Source organism: Paenibacillus sp. FSL H8-0457 (assembly GCF_038051935.1).
GTDB classification, from domain to species: Bacteria; Bacillota; Bacilli; order Paenibacillales; family Paenibacillaceae; genus Paenibacillus_AQ; species Paenibacillus_AQ lautus_A.
In genome coordinates this window covers 2,440,515-2,455,746 of record NZ_CP150293.1, presented here as the reverse complement: position 1 = coordinate 2,455,746, position 15,232 = coordinate 2,440,515, and the positions used below count along the sequence as shown (strand labels likewise).

Sequence of the window (15,232 nt, the reverse complement as noted above, 5' to 3'; positions counted from 1 at the left end):
TACACCTACCTTTTATCGTTTCCGTCGTTTGCAGGCAGAACATGCCGCTAGGACGCGTTTCGGTTCATCACATAATATTGAAGGGCTGAAATGACCAGAATGACCAGTCCGAGCAGCACCGCCATCGCGGATGCCATGCCGGCAATGGATTCCCCGTGGCCGAAGGCCAGCTGGCGAATATACATCATCAATACCGTCGTGCTCTGTCTGGGTCCTCCGTCCGTCATCATTAATGGCTGACCGAATACGTTGAAAGCTCCGGCGGTCGTCATGACAAAGGTATAAATCAGCGGGAAACGAATGGAGGGCAGCGTAATGCTCGAAAATCTGCGGACGGGCCCCGCTCCGTCCATCTCGGCCGACTCGTACAAATCCTTGGATACTCCGCTGATGGAAGCCCGGTAGATGATCATGTTTCCACCGACTCCGCCCCAAACCGTAATGACAATAATGATCAGCCAGGCATAAGGCTGGTTGGCTGCCCAAACCGTTTCGGAGCCGAAGACGTTGTTCGTGATCCCAAGCTGCTTGTTAAAAATCAATGACCAGATCAGTGCCGCTGCGGAGATCGAAATTAATCCGGGAATATAGAGAATGGATTGAATGACGTTTTTCATTTTCACTTTTTTGTGTTCGAGCGACACCGCGATCATTAACGGGATAACGATTAATATCGGTACGCTCAAAACTACGAAGATCAACGTATTTTTTAATCCGTTCATAAATTGGGTATAGAAGGTGGACTCCGCATCAAACAGAATCGTTTTATAGTTGGCCAGGCCGACCCATACCGGGTCATTGATCAGATTCCATTGCGTAAACGAAGCATAGATCCCGTATAGGGTCGGTAATAGAATAAACACGATGAATAGAATCAGATGAGGACCTACAAAGAAATAAGGTGTCAGCGACTTCTTTTTCATACCCTTTCATTTCTCCTTTGGAAAAGAAAAGCGTCATGAGGTTTGGACGCTTTTCTTTTTTTCAATCGGCTCTGCCTTCATTTACTTTGCGGCACTGTTGCCTTCTGCGATTTTATCCTCTACGAACTTCTGCATCGTCGCCAGGGTTTCGTCGATATCGACGTTGCCCCGCACAATATCCGCTGCATATGTATCTACAGCCTCGGCAACATATGGATAGTACTCGTAAGTGTAAATGTACAAGGATTCAATTTCTTTTTCATTGGACGTGAAGAATGATTGAATATAGTTGTTGTAGTCCGGACTCTCAATGACTTGTTTACTCGCTACGATCTGACCCGCTTTTGCCCACTCGATCGAGTGTTGGCGAATGAACTCCAGGAACTGGCCGATGGCCTGCTCTTTTTCATCCGTTCTCTTCTCGTTCTTCAGCATGGAGAACAGGTGGGAGGATGCTCGGTTTGTATATGTATCCGCACTCGTCGAATAAATGTTGGTTACGCCAAAGTCCAGGCCGTCAACCGTGGCATGGGCCGTCGAGCTCCATGTGCCGTCTGTCGAGAATAAAACGTTTCCAGCTTGGAACATCAGGTAGCCGTCTTCGCCAAATGGTGTCATTAAACCCGCATCGGCTATTTTCTTAATCTCCGTAAATGCCTGCTTCATGGCTTCCGTATTGACTGCAGGTTTGCCGTCTTGCTGGATGTCTCCGCCCAGATTCTGTATTTGAGCCAACACAACCCAGCCCAACAGCGCGTCATTGACCACGTAATCGCCTTCATCCAGCTTGCCTTGCAGCGACAACATTTCATCGATGGTCACGACATCGTCATCCAGGAAACTTTCAACATTGTATTTCTTGAGCAGATTTTTGTTGTAGTACATCGCGTTGCTGTGGATATCAAGCGGTACCGTATATTGGGTGCCTTCCACGTTTCCGGTTGCCCAGGCCTGCGGCAGATAATTGTCCTCTTTCAATTCCGGCTGCGCTTGCATGACCGCCGTCATCGGCTCCAACACGCCCTGCTTAACGAAGCTTGGAACGCGGTCCGCGTGGATGATGGAAAGATCGGGAACGCCTTTGCCGGAATTAAGAACGGTGGATATCTTCGTATACATGTCCGAAGTGATGACATGCTTCACTTTATACTCGGGATTGGTGGCATTGTAATCCTTAACGAGCTGATCCATGTAAGCCCCGTCATCACCCGTCAATGGCGTCCAGAAGGTAATGGTGTTCTTGTCGCTGTTACCGCAACCTCCCAGTACCGCTACCGCTAACAATGCAAGTATCAGTGAAACCCCCATTTTTTTCTTCAACAAACTCTCCTCCTATTACTAATCATTTGGTTAATCATTCACCGGCCAGAATCATGAAAACGATTAACTTTGGTTCAGTATACACTCGCACTGAAAGCGGTGTCAATAACTTATACATAAATCTTAGTTATAATTTTTATACTTGATTAACTTTTTGGTTAATTATATTGTTGAAAAAACGTGTGTTTAATTGCCAAGATTTATGTACAGGTTAATAATGATTGTGTTATGATGCATATTAGTTAATAATTGAAAAACTTGTTGAAAGAAGTGGTCATATGCAATTGGAAATAGACAAGTCATCGCTTGTGGTTTACGAGGCTTTGGCCAGCGAAGTTCGCATCAAGATTATTCAGCTGCTCTCCAAAAACAAAATGAACATCAAAGATTTGGCGCAGGAGCTTCAAATCAGCAGTCCGATCGTGACAAAGCATATTAAAAAACTTGAAGATGCCGGCATTATCCGGACAGAGAAGGTGCCGGGAAAATCGGGGCAGCAGAAAATTTCGATCCTGAAGGTGGATCACATTGAAATCAACTTCCCCAAAAAGATCTTCCATTCCTTTGCTTCTTATGAAGCCTCGGTGCCGATCGGGCATTACACCGACTATGACCTGAAGCCTACGTGCGGCCTTGCTACCGAGAAGGAGTTCATCGGACGGGTTGACGAACCCAAGTACTTTATGGATCCCAAGCGCGTGGATGCGGAAATCCTGTGGTTTACCGAGGGGTTCATCCAATACAACATCGCCAACTTTCTGCAAAAGGATGAGAAGCTGCAGCAATTCGAAATCAGTTTGGAGATATCGTCCGAGTTTCCTTTTTCCAATGATGTGTGGCCATCGGACATTACGTTTTCCTTGAACGGAATGGAGCTCGGCACGTGGACGAGCCCAGGGGATTTTGCGGATACGCGGGGGAAATATACGCCTGAATGGTGGCCGCACAACATCAACCAATACGGTCTGCTGAAAACGATTCGGATTACCAGCCACGGCACGTATATCGATGGCGATCCTCTCTCAACCGTCTCCGTGGACGACCTGAATTCGGCATGTGATCGCTGGACCTTTCGTATCGAAGTCAAGGAAGACGCGAAGCATGTTGGAGGCGCTACGTTATTCGGCAAGAAATTCGGAAACCATGCCCAGGATATCCAGTTCAAAATGTATTATCTGTGAGGAAATCGATGGTACGCAGCACCGGAAGGAGATTACCGGGTGGTGATGTAACCTTAGTAAAACAAAACAAACCAGCTGCTGATCCGGCTGGTTGTTTGTGCTGATGAATTCCGTCCTGAAACATAAAATCACTCCTTCACAGGTTACGATAGCCGCAACCAATAAAGGAGTGATTTCAATAAATCGCTCAAGTAGACATTTAGGTGTGCATCGTCCATGTCCCTAAATCCCTTCCTCTTAGTCCTTACCCTTTCAAGAGACCTTATGCTCGATCCGAAGCTTGTCTGCCACCATGGCAATGAACTCGCTGTTGGTCGGCTTGGATTTGCTGATGTTAATGGTGTAGCCGAACAAGTGGCTGATGGAATCGATGTTACCGCGCGTCCAAGCCACTTCAATGGCATGCCGGATCGCCCGCTCCACTCGGGATGGCGTTGTTTTGAACTTCTCAGCGATGGCCGGATACAGCGTTTTGGTAATCGCGCCAAGAATTTCGATATTGTTGTACACCATGGTAATGGCTTCGCGCAGATATTGATATCCCTTGATATGAGCCGGAACGCCGATTTCATGGATAATGGAAGTGATATTCGCGTCCAAGTTCTTGCCCTTGCCCATAGGAACCACATTGGATTTCATGCTTGTAAACGGAGTGCCGGAGGAAATGCTGCTCGGCGAACCCACGAGCTGTCGAATGCGGCTGGCGAGCACCTCCATGTCAAACGGCTTTAAAATATAATAGGAAGCACCCAACTGCACCGCGCGCTGCGTAATATTCTCTTGGCCGAACGCCGTGAGCATAATGACTTTCGGCTGCGGAGACAGATTCATGTCGCGTAAACGCTCGAGTACCCCAAGCCCGTCCAAATGAGGCATAATAATATCAAGGATCAGTACGTCCGGTACTTTTCCGGATTCCTCAATCATGCTCAGTACTTCTTCGCCATTATAAGCGATTCCGGATACCACCATATCTTGTTGATCCGAAATGTATTCGCCGAGCAGGTTTGTAAATTCACGGTTGTCGTCTGCCAATAATACCTCAATCTTTTGCAATTCGTGCTCCTCCTTTATCAGATCAGTTGTTATTTTAGAACATTTTTCTGTTTATAAAGTTTTCGACATGCTTATTTAAATTCCTTCTGTCGAAAATTATTTTTCTTTATTTTTTTTTGAAGTTGATTTATAATTAAATATTTTGTTTCAAATTAATCTCTATTTCGTTCTTTTACGACAAAAAATCTCAAGGCATTAACCTGCCTTAAGATTTTGAGGTGTTGATTCTGTAGATTGTAGTACGCCGGAATCTTGAAGCATCCACTCGATAAAGCACCCATATCCCGACTTAGGGTCGTTTACAAACACATGGGTTACCGCTCCAATCAGCTTACCGTCCTGAACGATGGGACTGCCGCTCATGCCCTGCACGATCCCGCCGGTTTTCTTAAGCAGTCTTGGATCGGTAATGCGCAGCACCATTCCTTTGGTCGCTGGAGCGTCCTGTTTGGAGACGTGAACGATCTCCACCGTAAAGCGTTCGACTTCCTGGCCTTCAACGACGGTTAATATTTCAGCGGGACCTTCCTTCACCTCATGGGAAAAAGCAACGGGAATCGGCTCCTGATACAGTCCGTGATCCGGAAGCTGATTCATTTTACCGAAAATGCCGAAATGGGTATTGCGTTCGACATTGCCTAAAATCTTGCCGTCTTTTGTGAAGGTTGCCCTTTTCTCTCCGGGCTCGCCTTCTTCGCTACGGCTAATCGAGGTGACGTTGGATTGAACGATCTGGCCGCTTCCAACATCAATGGGGGTCTGAGTATTCATGTCGGTGATGACATGACCGAGCGCTCCGTAGACCTTCTGGTGAGGCGCATAAAAGGTAAGCGTCCCTACGCCTGCTGCGGAATCACGGATATACAGGCCAAGGCGCCAGCTTTGATCCTCTTGGTCATAAGCGGGACTCAGCTTTGTTTTCATTACCTTGCCGTCCCGTTTAAAGGATATGTCCAGCGGCCGATTCGCTTTACCGGCCTTCTCGACGATCTCGGCAACCTTCGTGACATCGTTAAGCGGCTTTCCATCCATCGTTGTAAGCAGGTCGCCAAGCTTTAGGCCGGCAGCTTCGCCGGGAGACACTTTGGCCCCGTTTTGAACCCGTACCAGATGATGTCCAACCACCAGTATACCGGAGGATTTCACTTTGACGCCTATGGTTTGGCCTCCCGGTATGACTTTAAGTTCCGGCATCACTTTGACATGGACAGTCTTCAGAGGAATTGTACCGAATAATTTCAGGGTCACTTCTGCGTTTCCGCTTTGCTGGGGATTGAGCTGCAGCGGCTGTTTCAACGATACTTGAAGTTTCGATTCCCGGGAGCCGTTTAGCTGCAGGACATCCGGTCGATCAACTGAAGCGAGGGCTTGCACAGGCATGGCAACATCAAGTCGGGACTGCTGACCGGTAATCAATCTCAGTTCATCGGGCAATGAGGCAAAAGATTGGACAGGATCAGCAGTTCCAATGAAACAAAGAAGGAAAGCAAGAACGAAACCGAGCAGTTTTCTCCTGAGGTTGGGCTTCAATGGCTGTCACGCTCCCTTTTTCTTCTTTCGCTTGACGAAAAGGTGGTCGCCAATTGCGTACCTTTAAGTTACCCTGCCCTTATGGTTTTATAACTGTCAATCATTGACCCAAAGCCTTTCTGGAAGCCTTTTGCGCTGCCGCCAGATTGAGCATTTCTTGGGCATGATGAAGCGTCTTTTCGGTAATTTCGACTCCGCCAAGCATCCGGGCAAGCTCTTTTACACGCCCTTCTTCATTCAGGTTTTCTACTTGCGTCATCGTTCTGGAGGCTTCAAGCTTCTTCTCGATTAAATATTGATGATCCGCCATGCAAGCCACCTGCGGCAAATGCGTAATGGAGAATACCTGACAGGTTTTGGCCAGCAAAAACAGCTTCTCAGCAATCGATTGGGCAGCCCTTCCGCTGACACCCGTGTCGACTTCATCAAAGATTAAGACCGGTATTTGATCATGACGGGCAAATATACTCTTCATCGCCAGCATAATTCTGGACATTTCCCCACCCGAAGCAATTTTGGCAAGCGGACGGAGTGGCTCGCCCGGATTCGCGGAGATGAGAAATTCCGCCGTATCCATGCCTTGTCTCGTCAACCGGACTTTTTGGCCTTCATACTCGTAGCCGTTCGGATCCAGCTGCAATTCCAGGCGGACTTCCAGCGAGGTGCGTTCCATTTGAAGATCCTTCAGTTCCCCCTCGACTTGCCTAGCCAAGTCTTGCGCGCATTGCTTGCGGGCATGACTCAGCTCTTTCGCGCTTACGAGCAGCACGCTTAACAACTCGTCACGGCGCTGTTCCAACGCTTGAATAAATTCGTCCTTATTCTCCAGCATATCGGTTTCCTGCTGAATTCTCACGTAGTATTCCAGAATTTGCTCCACATTATCCCCATATTTTCGGCGCAAACCGGAGATCATATCTAGACGGAGCTCAATTTCATTGAGCCGTTCGGGATTGAATTCGATGCCGTCACGATAATCCCTTAACTGGAAGACCGCATCCTCAAGCTGATAATAAGCGGATTGAAGCTGCTCGACAAGCGGCTTTAATCCCTTCTCATCGTATCCGGATACATCCTCAAGTCTGGACAAAGCCCTGCTGACGGACTCAAGGCCCGATGATCCGTACAACAGGTCATAGGCTCCCGCTACGGAATCCATCATCTTCTCGCTGTGGGAGAGTTTGGTTCTTTCTTCGGACAATGCCTCGTCTTCGCCGGTTTTCAGCCCGGCAGCCGCGATTTCCTCCAGCTGGAAACGGTACATATCCAGCATTTGATATGCTTTCTGGCTGGTTTCCTGCAGGTCCTTAAGCTCTTTCTCCACTTTGCTGAATTCGCCGTACAGCTCCTGGTATTTGCGCTTGGCAGGCCCTATGGTCTTATCTCCGTAAGTGTCCAGCAGGCTCATATGCTGCTCTGAACGCAGCAGGCTTTGATGCTCATGCTGTCCATGGATATTAATCAGCTTTTCCCCGACTTCACGCAGCATGCTGAGGTTCAGCAGCTGTCCGTTAATACGCGACGTGCTTTTACCTTGAGACGTCAGCTCTCTTCGAATTAGCAAGTGCTCTTCCGGATCCGCTTCAACCCCCAGCTTCTTGAGCGTACTCCATACCGGATGCTCCGCAGGCAGCTCAAACAGCGCCTCGATCTCCGCTTTGTCGCACCCGTACCGAATCAGCTCAGCCGAGCCGCGGCCGCCGGCAATTAAACCCAGCGCATCAATGATGATGGACTTACCGGCCCCGGTTTCCCCTGTCAGGACGTGAAATCCGGGATAAAAGTGCACATCCACGCTTTCTACAACAGCCAGGTTCCGAATGGATAGCGTGTTTAACATGTTTACCACCTCCGCTACTGCTAAAAAATGATCGATATGTCTCTACACCTGATCAGGAAATGAAATTTTTGATTTGGGACACCACATGTTCGCCGTCTGCTTCCGTACGGCAAATCAGCAAGATCGTGTCATCCCCGCAGATGGTCCCCATGATCTGTGACCATTCCATGTTATCGAGCAGCACGGCAACCGAGTTGGCTGTTCCGGGCAAGCATTTCATGACCACAAGATTGCCGGTTCGGTCAATGTAAACAAAATTGTCGACGAGCGCTCTTTTGAGCTTCTGAACAGGGTTGTACCGCTGATCTGTCGGCATGGAGTATTTATATCGCCCGTCATCTGTAGGCACTTTTATGAGCAGCAATTCTTTGATATCCCGTGATATCGTAGCCTGAGTAACCTGAAAGCCTTCCGCGCGCAATGCGTCCACAAGCTCATCCTGCGTTTCAATATCCTGGTGGGTAATGATATCCCTGATTTTAATATGGCGTTGTCCCTTCATAAAGAGCCTCCTGAGTATTAACTGTTGTATTCATCATGACCAATCCATTCTTCGTCCGTCCAATCCATGCTTAAACGGTTAATAGTCCCCTCATTCACGTCGATGTAGAGAAGGCCCGCACACTCGGGATACAGCAGCAAAAACGGCATCAACCGATCGCGAATGCCGGAGCCTGTCCAATCCACCGGCATTCGTTCCCGCGCCAGCTTCACCATGTACAGTTCGCCGCTGTCGTCGGATGCAACGTAATCTATAAACAACCGACTTAAGATGGGCTTATGTCCCGTTTCAAACGACAAGTTTATTTTTACTTTACCCCCAACCACATCATATCCTTCTTGTTCAAGCATCCCAATGACTGGGTGATCTGGAATGTGCTCATTGATCGGGATGCCCGGCAGCCGGTCCGGTGATGGTGACATCAGCCAACGATTCAGCCTATAGCCGATAAGCAAGGCAATGACGACACCAAGCAATATCATTAATAACCAATCATAACGCTCATTCATCCTCTCACCTCGAATTTTGTATTCGCGGATGAGAACATAAATTCCTCTTTTTCAGCAAAAGAAACCCATCATTTCGATGAGTTTCCTGTGAATGTATGAGCCGCTTGCGTGACGACGGTGTCAATCCATTGACTCAATGGGACAGAAGTTTGTCCATCTTCCTGAGTCGGTTCTTCCGAGCTTTCAGATGCCTCCGGCTCTAATCGCCAGTGGGCCAGGAATTCAATATTTCCTTCCCCTCCCGTTATCGGAGAGAACGTAAGGTTTTTCAGCTTGAATCCAAGGCCGTCCGCAAAAGTCAGCACCTGCGTTAAAACGTCCTTATGGACCTTCGGATCCCGAACCACCCCGGATTTACCGACCTTCTCCCGCCCCGCCTCAAATTGAGGTTTGATCAGGGCGGCTACATCTCCCGGTTTACCCAGCAGCAACTTGAGAGGCGGCAGTATAATGCGAAGCGATATAAACGAAACATCGATGCTCGCAAAATCAGGCAGAGGACCGTTCAGGTCCTCCGGCGTCATATAGCGAAAATTCGTTCGCTCCATGACGCATACGCGTTCATCGTTACGCAGCGACCAATCCAGCTGGTTATAACCAACGTCGATCGCGTACACATAACTAGCCCCATGCTGAAGCGCGCAATCCGTAAAACCGCCTGTCGATGATCCGATATCCAGCATCGTGCGTCCCTTCATGTCGAGGCCGAACGTACGAATCGCTTTCTCCAGCTTTAGTCCGCCTCGGCTGACATAAGGATGAATCGAGCCCTTGACCTTCAATTCGGACGTCCTCGGAATTTTCATGCCGGGTTTCTCGATCCGTTCGGTTCCGGCATAGACCAGACCCGCCATAATCGCGGCTTTTGCTTTTTCGCGACTCTCATAATAACCCTGCTCCACGAGCAGGACATCAATTCGTTCCTTCTGAGATGAATCCATATTATACTCCCGATCGTTACTAAGACATAAAACTTCTTTTGCCGAGTACGGCGGTCCGGGCATTCTTCAGGCTCCGGATTTCCTGGCAAACCCCTTCCAGCGTGAGACCTACTTCCTCCCGCTGCTGCGGAATGCTTCCATGCTCGATGAACCGGTCTTCGATCCCCATCAAGGATACGACCGCATCATGGATTCCCTGCTCTGCAAAATATTCCAGAACCGCGCTCCCCAAACTGCCTGCTTGCGAGGTTTCCTCCAGAACCAGCATCGACGTTCCCGTCTTCGCCAAATTCGCCAGCATATCTCCGTCAAGCGGTTTAAGGAAACGGGCATTCACGACTTCTACCGCAATGCCTTCCCGCTTGAGCTGCTCCGCTGCTTCTTCGGCCAGCTGAACCATCGGACCAGAAGCCAGGATGGCATACCCTTCGCCGGGACGGACGACTTCCCAGGTTCCGATTGGAATGGGCACCAGCTCAGTGTCCATCGGAACGCCGCGCACATTGTTCCGAGGGTAACGGTAAGCAATCGGTCCTTCATTATAATCAAGCGCCGTCTTCATCATGTGACGAAGCTCATTCTCGTCTTTTGGCATCATGATGACGATATTCGGGATATGACGCATGAAGGCCACATCGTATACCCCTTGATGCGTTTCGCCGTCTGCACCCACAAAGCCGGCACGGTCAATCGCAAACATCACGTTGGCGTTATGGCGGCAAATATCATGCACGATTTGGTCGTACGCACGCTGCATGAACGTGGAATAGACCGCGAACACGGGTTTCATGCCTTCCATGGCCAGAGCCGCGCACAGCGTTGCCGCGTGCTGCTCGGCAATCCCGACATCGATCATGCGGTCCGGAAATTTCTTGCTGAACGGGATCAGGCCCGAGCCGCCCGGCATCGCCGGCGTAACGGCGACGATGCGTTTATCCTGTTCCCCCAGCTCGACCAAAGTCTGTCCGAACACTTCCGTGTACATCGGATTGCCTACTGCCTTAAGCACTTGGCCGGATTCAATCTTATAAGGGGTGATTCCGTGCCATTTATGCGAATCCGATTCGGCTGGACGATATCCCTTGCCCTTGGTTGTTACGGCATGGATCAGCACGGGACCATCCACATTGTCCGCCTGCTTCAATGTATCGATCAGTTTGTTCAGATCATGTCCGTCCACAGGCCCGAGATACGTAAAACCAAGTTCCTCGAATAAAACACCCGGAACCATCATATATTTAAGGCTGTCCTTCATCTTCTCTGCCGTCTTCGCGAGTTTGCCGCCGATGGCAGGGATTTTCTTCAAGACCATCTCCACTTCGTCTTTGGCACGAAGATAAAAACGGTCCGAACGGATCTTGCTTAAGTAGTTATGCATAGCACCGACATTCGGTGCGATCGACATTTCATTGTCATTCAGGATGACCATGAGCTTCTTCTGCTCGTGGCCGATATGGTTTAGCGCTTCAAACGCCATGCCGCCTGTAAGGGCTCCGTCTCCGATCATGGCGATAACCCGATTGTCTTCGCCTTTCAGATCCCGGGCCATGGCCATGCCCATTGCGGCAGACAGCGAGGTGCTGCTGTGACCGGCTTCCCAGACATCATGCTCGCTCTCGGACCGCTTGACGAAGCCGCACAAGCCTTTGTATTTGCGGAGCGTATCGAATTTATCCATCCGTCCGGTCAAGATCTTGTGTACATAGGCTTGATGGCCCACATCGAAAATCATCTTGTCACGAGGGCTGTCAAAGCAATAGTGCAAGGCCAGCGTGAGTTCAACCACTCCCAGATTCGGTGCAAGATGGCCACCGGTAACGGACAGCTTTTCGATTAGAAAATGACGGATTTGTCCCGCTAAATCCTCGAGTTCGTCCACCGATAGATTTTTAAGTTGTTCTGGTTGTTTGATATTTGGAAGAAGCACGAAGAATCTCCCCGCTTTCCTTGATTAAGTTTACGTTACTAAGCCGATAGTAATTCAGCCATTAACAGACATTATATCACAAAAAAACCGTTTGCATGTAGCGCGCGCTCAGTGGTCCCGGGCCATCAAGAAATCCGCGATCTCCAGCAGCCTTGTAGGGTCGGCGAAGTTCCCTTCGGAAATGACCCGCTTGGCTTCTGCTGTCAGTCGCTCGACTTCATGCCTCGATGCGTCCAAACCGATGAAGTACGGATAGGTCACCTTTTCCTGCTTCACATCGCTTTGTACCGGCTTCCCGAGCTTGGACTCATCCCCGACGAGATCCAGGATATCATCTTGAATCTGAAAAGCAAGGCCGATATGATGCCCGAAGGTACGCAAGGATTCGATCTGGGAGTCGGAGCACCCGGCAACATGGCCGCCCGCCATCAGCGAGAACATGATTAGATCACTGGTCTTGTGCAGGTGAATATACTCAAGCTGCTCTAACGTCGTGATCCCTTGCTCCCCCTCCATGTCGGCCACCTGACCGCCTACCATCCCCCGCGGACCTGCATACTCCGCAAGATCCTCCACGATCGACAGCACGCGCTCTGCTGGAACCCCATGCTTTCTGGCAGCCTGGATGACGCTGTAAAAAGCATGCGTGAGCAAGGCATCCCCCGCCAAAATGGCGCTGGCCTCGCCAAACACCTTATGATTCGTCGGCTTGCCGCGGCGGTAATCATCATCGTCCATCGCCGGCAGATCATCGTGGATAAGGGAATATGTATGGACCATTTCCACCGCGCAGGCAACCGGAACGGCTGCTTCACGGCTGCCGCCGCCCGCCTCGCATGCCGCAATGACAAGCAGCGGACGCATTCGCTTGCCGCCTGCCATTAAAGAATACGACATGGACCGCGAAAGGGTTTCAGGAACTTTCCAGCCTGACGGAAAAAGATTCGTGAACTCGCTGTCCAGCCTGTCACAAATTTCATTCATATATTGATGGATCGTAAGTCTGTTATTCACCCAGTTCACCTGTCTCATCCAGCGTCCCGCCGAATGGCTTCCGCTTCAATTCTCCGCCTTCTTCCACGATCATTTCGATTTTCTGCTCGACCTGCTCCAGCTTTTTGCTGCACATCTGCGACAGCTTCATGCCTTGTTGAAATAAATCGATGGCTTTTTCAAGCGGCACATCTCCGTCTTCCAGCTGCTCAACGATCGTCTCCAGCTGAGCCATCGCTTCTTCGAAGCTGATCTCCAGTGTTTCATTCGCCAATCTCTTCATCCTCCTTCATTCCCCACACTTGACATTGCAGCTGTCCATCGTTGACCCTTACGTTCACCAAATCACCTAATTGCACGTCTTCTATCGATTTGACAAGCTTTTGCTCTTTCTCGTCATACACGAGACTGTATCCTCTCGACATGATCTTCAACGGGCTGAGCGCATCGAGATGACGCATCTCGGTTTGCAGCTGCGACATCTTGGACTTCATGATCGACTGCATCGCATTCAATAACTGCCGGTTGGCCTGCTCTTTCCTTTTGGCGGCGAACTCCGCTTGAGTCCGCGGATTATATCGGATCAGGCCCTGGTGCAGCGATTTTTGATGCTGGCGGACCAGGGAAAGCCTGGATTTCAGGTGGCCCTGCAGCCGCTGGGACAGCATGTCCAGCCGTTCGGCATGCTGAAGCATATACCGACGGGGATGTACCAGGACCGGGGATCGCTGAAGCGATATCAAACGTTCCCGGCTCCGCTGAAGGCGCTGCTGCAGCCCCTGATTCAGCTGGCGCTGTCTTTGGACAAGCTGCCCTCTCAGTTCTGCGCTGCTCGGAACCGCAAGTTCCGCTGCGGCCGTTGGCGTGGCGGCTCGAAGATCCGCGACAAAATCGGCGATCGTAAAATCCGTTTCGTGCCCGACGGCTGAAACGATTGGAATATGGGATTGATAAATGGCCCTTGCAACGATCTCTTCATTAAACGCCCAGAGTTCCTCCAGTGATCCGCCTCCGCGCCCAACGATTAGCACATCAGCCTCTGCCATGTCGTTCATCGTCCGAATGGCCTTGACGATCGAAGGCGCAGCCCCTTTGCCTTGAACCAGCACCGGATACAAAATGGCGTTCGCCTGAGGATAGCGCCTCCGGATCGTAATCATGATATCCCGCACGGCAGCCCCCGTTGGCGACGTGATCACGCCGATCGTCTTGGGATAGCGCGGCAGCGGCCGCTTGCGATCGGCAGCAAACAAGCCCTCTTCCTCCAGCTTCGACTTCAGCTGTTCATAAGCGAGGTACAAGCTGCCGATGCCGTCCGGCTGCATTTGGACGGCATAGAATTGGTACTGACCATCCCGTTCATACACCGACACATTGCCCCGCGCTATGACTCGCGACCCTTCCTTGGGGATAAAAGGCAGCCTCTGGTTATGAGTCGCAAACATGATCGCACGGATCCGGCTGCCTTCATCCTTTAAGGTAAAATACATATGTCCGCTGGAATGATGGGTAAAATTCGATATCTCGCCACGGATCCATACGTCGGATAGCCTGGAGTCGCCTTCCATCTTCATGCGAATATATCGGTTTAAATCCTTAACGGATAATACTCGTCCTGGATCGGCCATCTTCATGTCAGGCCAGCCCATTCAGCCTTTTGGCGGCTATCAGTGTATTCTGCATGAGCATCGTGATGGTCATCGGTCCCACACCTCCGGGAACCGGAGTAATCGGGCCGGACACTGCCTTCACGCTCTCAAAGTCAACGTCCCCGGCAAGCTTTCCGTTCTCCAGGCGGTTCATGCCGACATCGATAACGACGGCACCGGGTTTCACGTAGCTGGCATCAATCATGTTCGCTCGGCCGATCGCCACGACCAGGATGTCCGCTTGACGCGCGATTTCCGCCATATTCCCCGTTTTGGAGTGGCACATCGTAACGGTCGCGTTCTCGCGCTGAAGAAGAAGAGATACCGGTTTGCCGACGATATTGGATCTCCCGATCACGACCGCATGTTTGCCTGCAATCTCAATGCCTGTCCGCTTGATCATTTCAATCACGCCGGCCGGCGTGCATGGCAGGAGACTGTCATCGCCTATTACGAGGTTACCCACATTAACCGGGTGGAAACCGTCCACGTCCTTCTCCACCGCAATCGCATCGATGACGGCCTTTTCCTCGATGTGTTTAGGCAAAGGTAGCTGGACCAGGATCCCATGGATGGATTCCTGGGCATTGAGCTTGTCCACAAGCGCGAGCACTTCGTTCTGGCTGGAATCCGCGGGCAGACGATGCACCTCGGAATAAAAGCCCAGATCGTGGCACGCTTTCTCCTTGTTGCGAACGTAGACATGCGAAGCCGGATCATCTCCTACAAGTACAACAGCCAAACCAGGACGTACATTCTGCTTGGACAATTGTTCTACTTCTAACGCAATCCCCTTGCGAATTTCTTCCGAAATCTGTTTTCCGCTAATAATCGTTGCTTCCGTCATCCTGATCTCTCCTC

14 protein-coding genes are annotated in these 15,232 nt (G+C 50.4%); 1 reads left to right on the top strand and 13 read right to left on the bottom strand.

Going from position 1 to position 15,232, the window contains the following annotated elements:
• Positions 1-47: 47 nt before the first annotated feature.
• Both MHI43_RS10715 and MHI43_RS10710 read right to left on the bottom strand, forming a co-directional pair.
• Positions 48-923, bottom strand: a complete 876-nt coding sequence (locus MHI43_RS10715; protein ID WP_009591261.1) for a sugar ABC transporter permease — start codon at positions 921-923, stop codon at positions 48-50.
• An 81-nt stretch (positions 924-1,004) separates the two neighbouring features.
• Positions 1,005-2,246 carry an extracellular solute-binding protein gene (locus tag MHI43_RS10710; RefSeq protein ID WP_036665732.1) on the bottom strand — a complete coding sequence of 414 codons (1,242 nt, stop codon included), beginning with the start codon at positions 2,244-2,246 and terminating at the stop codon, positions 1,005-1,007.
• 275 nt (positions 2,247-2,521) lie between these two features.
• On the opposite strand from MHI43_RS10710, the gene MHI43_RS10705 reads away from it, so the two are divergent.
• Positions 2,522-3,424 carry an ArsR family transcriptional regulator gene (locus MHI43_RS10705; protein WP_015734465.1) on the top strand — a complete coding sequence of 301 codons (903 nt, stop codon included), beginning with the start codon at positions 2,522-2,524 and terminating at the stop codon, positions 3,422-3,424.
• A 252-nt stretch (positions 3,425-3,676) separates the two neighbouring features.
• Here the strand turns inward: MHI43_RS10705 and spo0A are convergent, their stop codons facing one another.
• The 11 genes from spo0A to folD all read right to left on the bottom strand — a co-directional run bounded on the left by spo0A (position 3,677) and on the right by folD (position 15,218).
• Positions 3,677-4,480 carry a sporulation transcription factor Spo0A gene (spo0A, locus tag MHI43_RS10700; protein WP_009591253.1) on the bottom strand — a complete coding sequence of 268 codons (804 nt, stop codon included), beginning with the start codon at positions 4,478-4,480 and terminating at the stop codon, positions 3,677-3,679.
• Positions 4,481-4,675: 195 nt separating this feature from the next.
• Positions 4,676-6,010: a SpoIVB peptidase gene (gene spoIVB, locus MHI43_RS10695; RefSeq protein ID WP_015734464.1), complete on the bottom strand. Its 1,335-nt coding sequence runs from the start codon at positions 6,008-6,010 to the stop codon at positions 4,676-4,678.
• Between the two features lie 100 nt (positions 6,011-6,110).
• A complete protein-coding gene (gene recN, locus MHI43_RS10690) occupies positions 6,111-7,850 on the bottom strand; it encodes a DNA repair protein RecN (RefSeq protein ID WP_015734463.1) in 1,740 nt (579 codons plus the stop codon).
• 52 nt (positions 7,851-7,902) lie between these two features.
• Positions 7,903-8,352, bottom strand: a complete 450-nt coding sequence (argR, locus tag MHI43_RS10685; protein WP_015734462.1) for a transcriptional regulator ArgR — start codon at positions 8,350-8,352, stop codon at positions 7,903-7,905.
• A 17-nt stretch (positions 8,353-8,369) separates the two neighbouring features.
• Entirely contained in the window at positions 8,370-8,861 is a 492-nt protein-coding gene (locus MHI43_RS10680) for a hypothetical protein (protein ID WP_015734461.1), read from the bottom strand.
• A 68-nt stretch (positions 8,862-8,929) separates the two neighbouring features.
• Positions 8,930-9,802: a TlyA family RNA methyltransferase gene (locus tag MHI43_RS10675; RefSeq protein ID WP_036665734.1), complete on the bottom strand. Its 873-nt coding sequence runs from the start codon at positions 9,800-9,802 to the stop codon at positions 8,930-8,932.
• Between the two features lie 19 nt (positions 9,803-9,821).
• Positions 9,822-11,729: a 1-deoxy-D-xylulose-5-phosphate synthase gene (gene dxs / locus MHI43_RS10670; protein WP_015734459.1), complete on the bottom strand. Its 1,908-nt coding sequence runs from the start codon at positions 11,727-11,729 to the stop codon at positions 9,822-9,824.
• Positions 11,730-11,837: 108 nt separating this feature from the next.
• Positions 11,838-12,761, bottom strand: coding sequence for a polyprenyl synthetase family protein (locus MHI43_RS10665; protein WP_175495140.1), 924 nt, complete (start codon positions 12,759-12,761; stop codon positions 11,838-11,840).
• Positions 12,736-12,996 carry an exodeoxyribonuclease VII small subunit gene (gene xseB / locus MHI43_RS10660; RefSeq protein ID WP_009591232.1) on the bottom strand — a complete coding sequence of 87 codons (261 nt, stop codon included), beginning with the start codon at positions 12,994-12,996 and terminating at the stop codon, positions 12,736-12,738. The genes MHI43_RS10665 and xseB overlap by 26 nt, the downstream gene beginning before the upstream one ends.
• Entirely contained in the window at positions 12,986-14,350 is a 1,365-nt protein-coding gene (gene xseA, locus MHI43_RS10655; protein ID WP_200868632.1) for an exodeoxyribonuclease VII large subunit, read from the bottom strand. The genes xseB and xseA overlap by 11 nt, the downstream gene beginning before the upstream one ends.
• A 7-nt stretch (positions 14,351-14,357) precedes the next feature.
• Positions 14,358-15,218, bottom strand: a complete 861-nt coding sequence (gene folD / locus MHI43_RS10650; protein ID WP_015734456.1) for a bifunctional methylenetetrahydrofolate dehydrogenase/methenyltetrahydrofolate cyclohydrolase FolD — start codon at positions 15,216-15,218, stop codon at positions 14,358-14,360.
• Positions 15,219-15,232 lie beyond the last annotated feature (14 nt).

Bases quoted from the DNA above. Each gene is read 5' to 3' on its own strand.
- MHI43_RS10715 (WP_009591261.1), bottom strand. From the start codon at position 923: ATGAAAAAGAAGTCGCTGACACCTTATTTCTTTGTAGGTCCTCATCTG.
- MHI43_RS10705 (WP_015734465.1), top strand. From the start codon at position 2,522: ATGCAATTGGAAATAGACAAGTCATCGCTTGTGGTTTACGAGGCTTTG.
- recN (WP_015734463.1), bottom strand. From the start codon at position 7,850: ATGTTAAACACGCTATCCATTCGGAACCTGGCTGTTGTAGAAAGCGTG.
- argR (WP_015734462.1), bottom strand. From the start codon at position 8,352: ATGAAGGGACAACGCCATATTAAAATCAGGGATATCATTACCCACCAG.
- MHI43_RS10680 (WP_015734461.1), bottom strand. From the start codon at position 8,861: ATGAATGAGCGTTATGATTGGTTATTAATGATATTGCTTGGTGTCGTC.
- MHI43_RS10675 (WP_036665734.1), bottom strand. From the start codon at position 9,802: ATGGATTCATCTCAGAAGGAACGAATTGATGTCCTGCTCGTGGAGCAG.
- MHI43_RS10665 (WP_175495140.1), bottom strand. From the start codon at position 12,761: ATGAGACAGGTGAACTGGGTGAATAACAGACTTACGATCCATCAATAT.
- xseA (WP_200868632.1), bottom strand. From the start codon at position 14,350: ATGGCCGATCCAGGACGAGTATTATCCGTTAAGGATTTAAACCGATAT.
- folD (WP_015734456.1), bottom strand. From the start codon at position 15,218: ATGACGGAAGCAACGATTATTAGCGGAAAACAGATTTCGGAAGAAATT.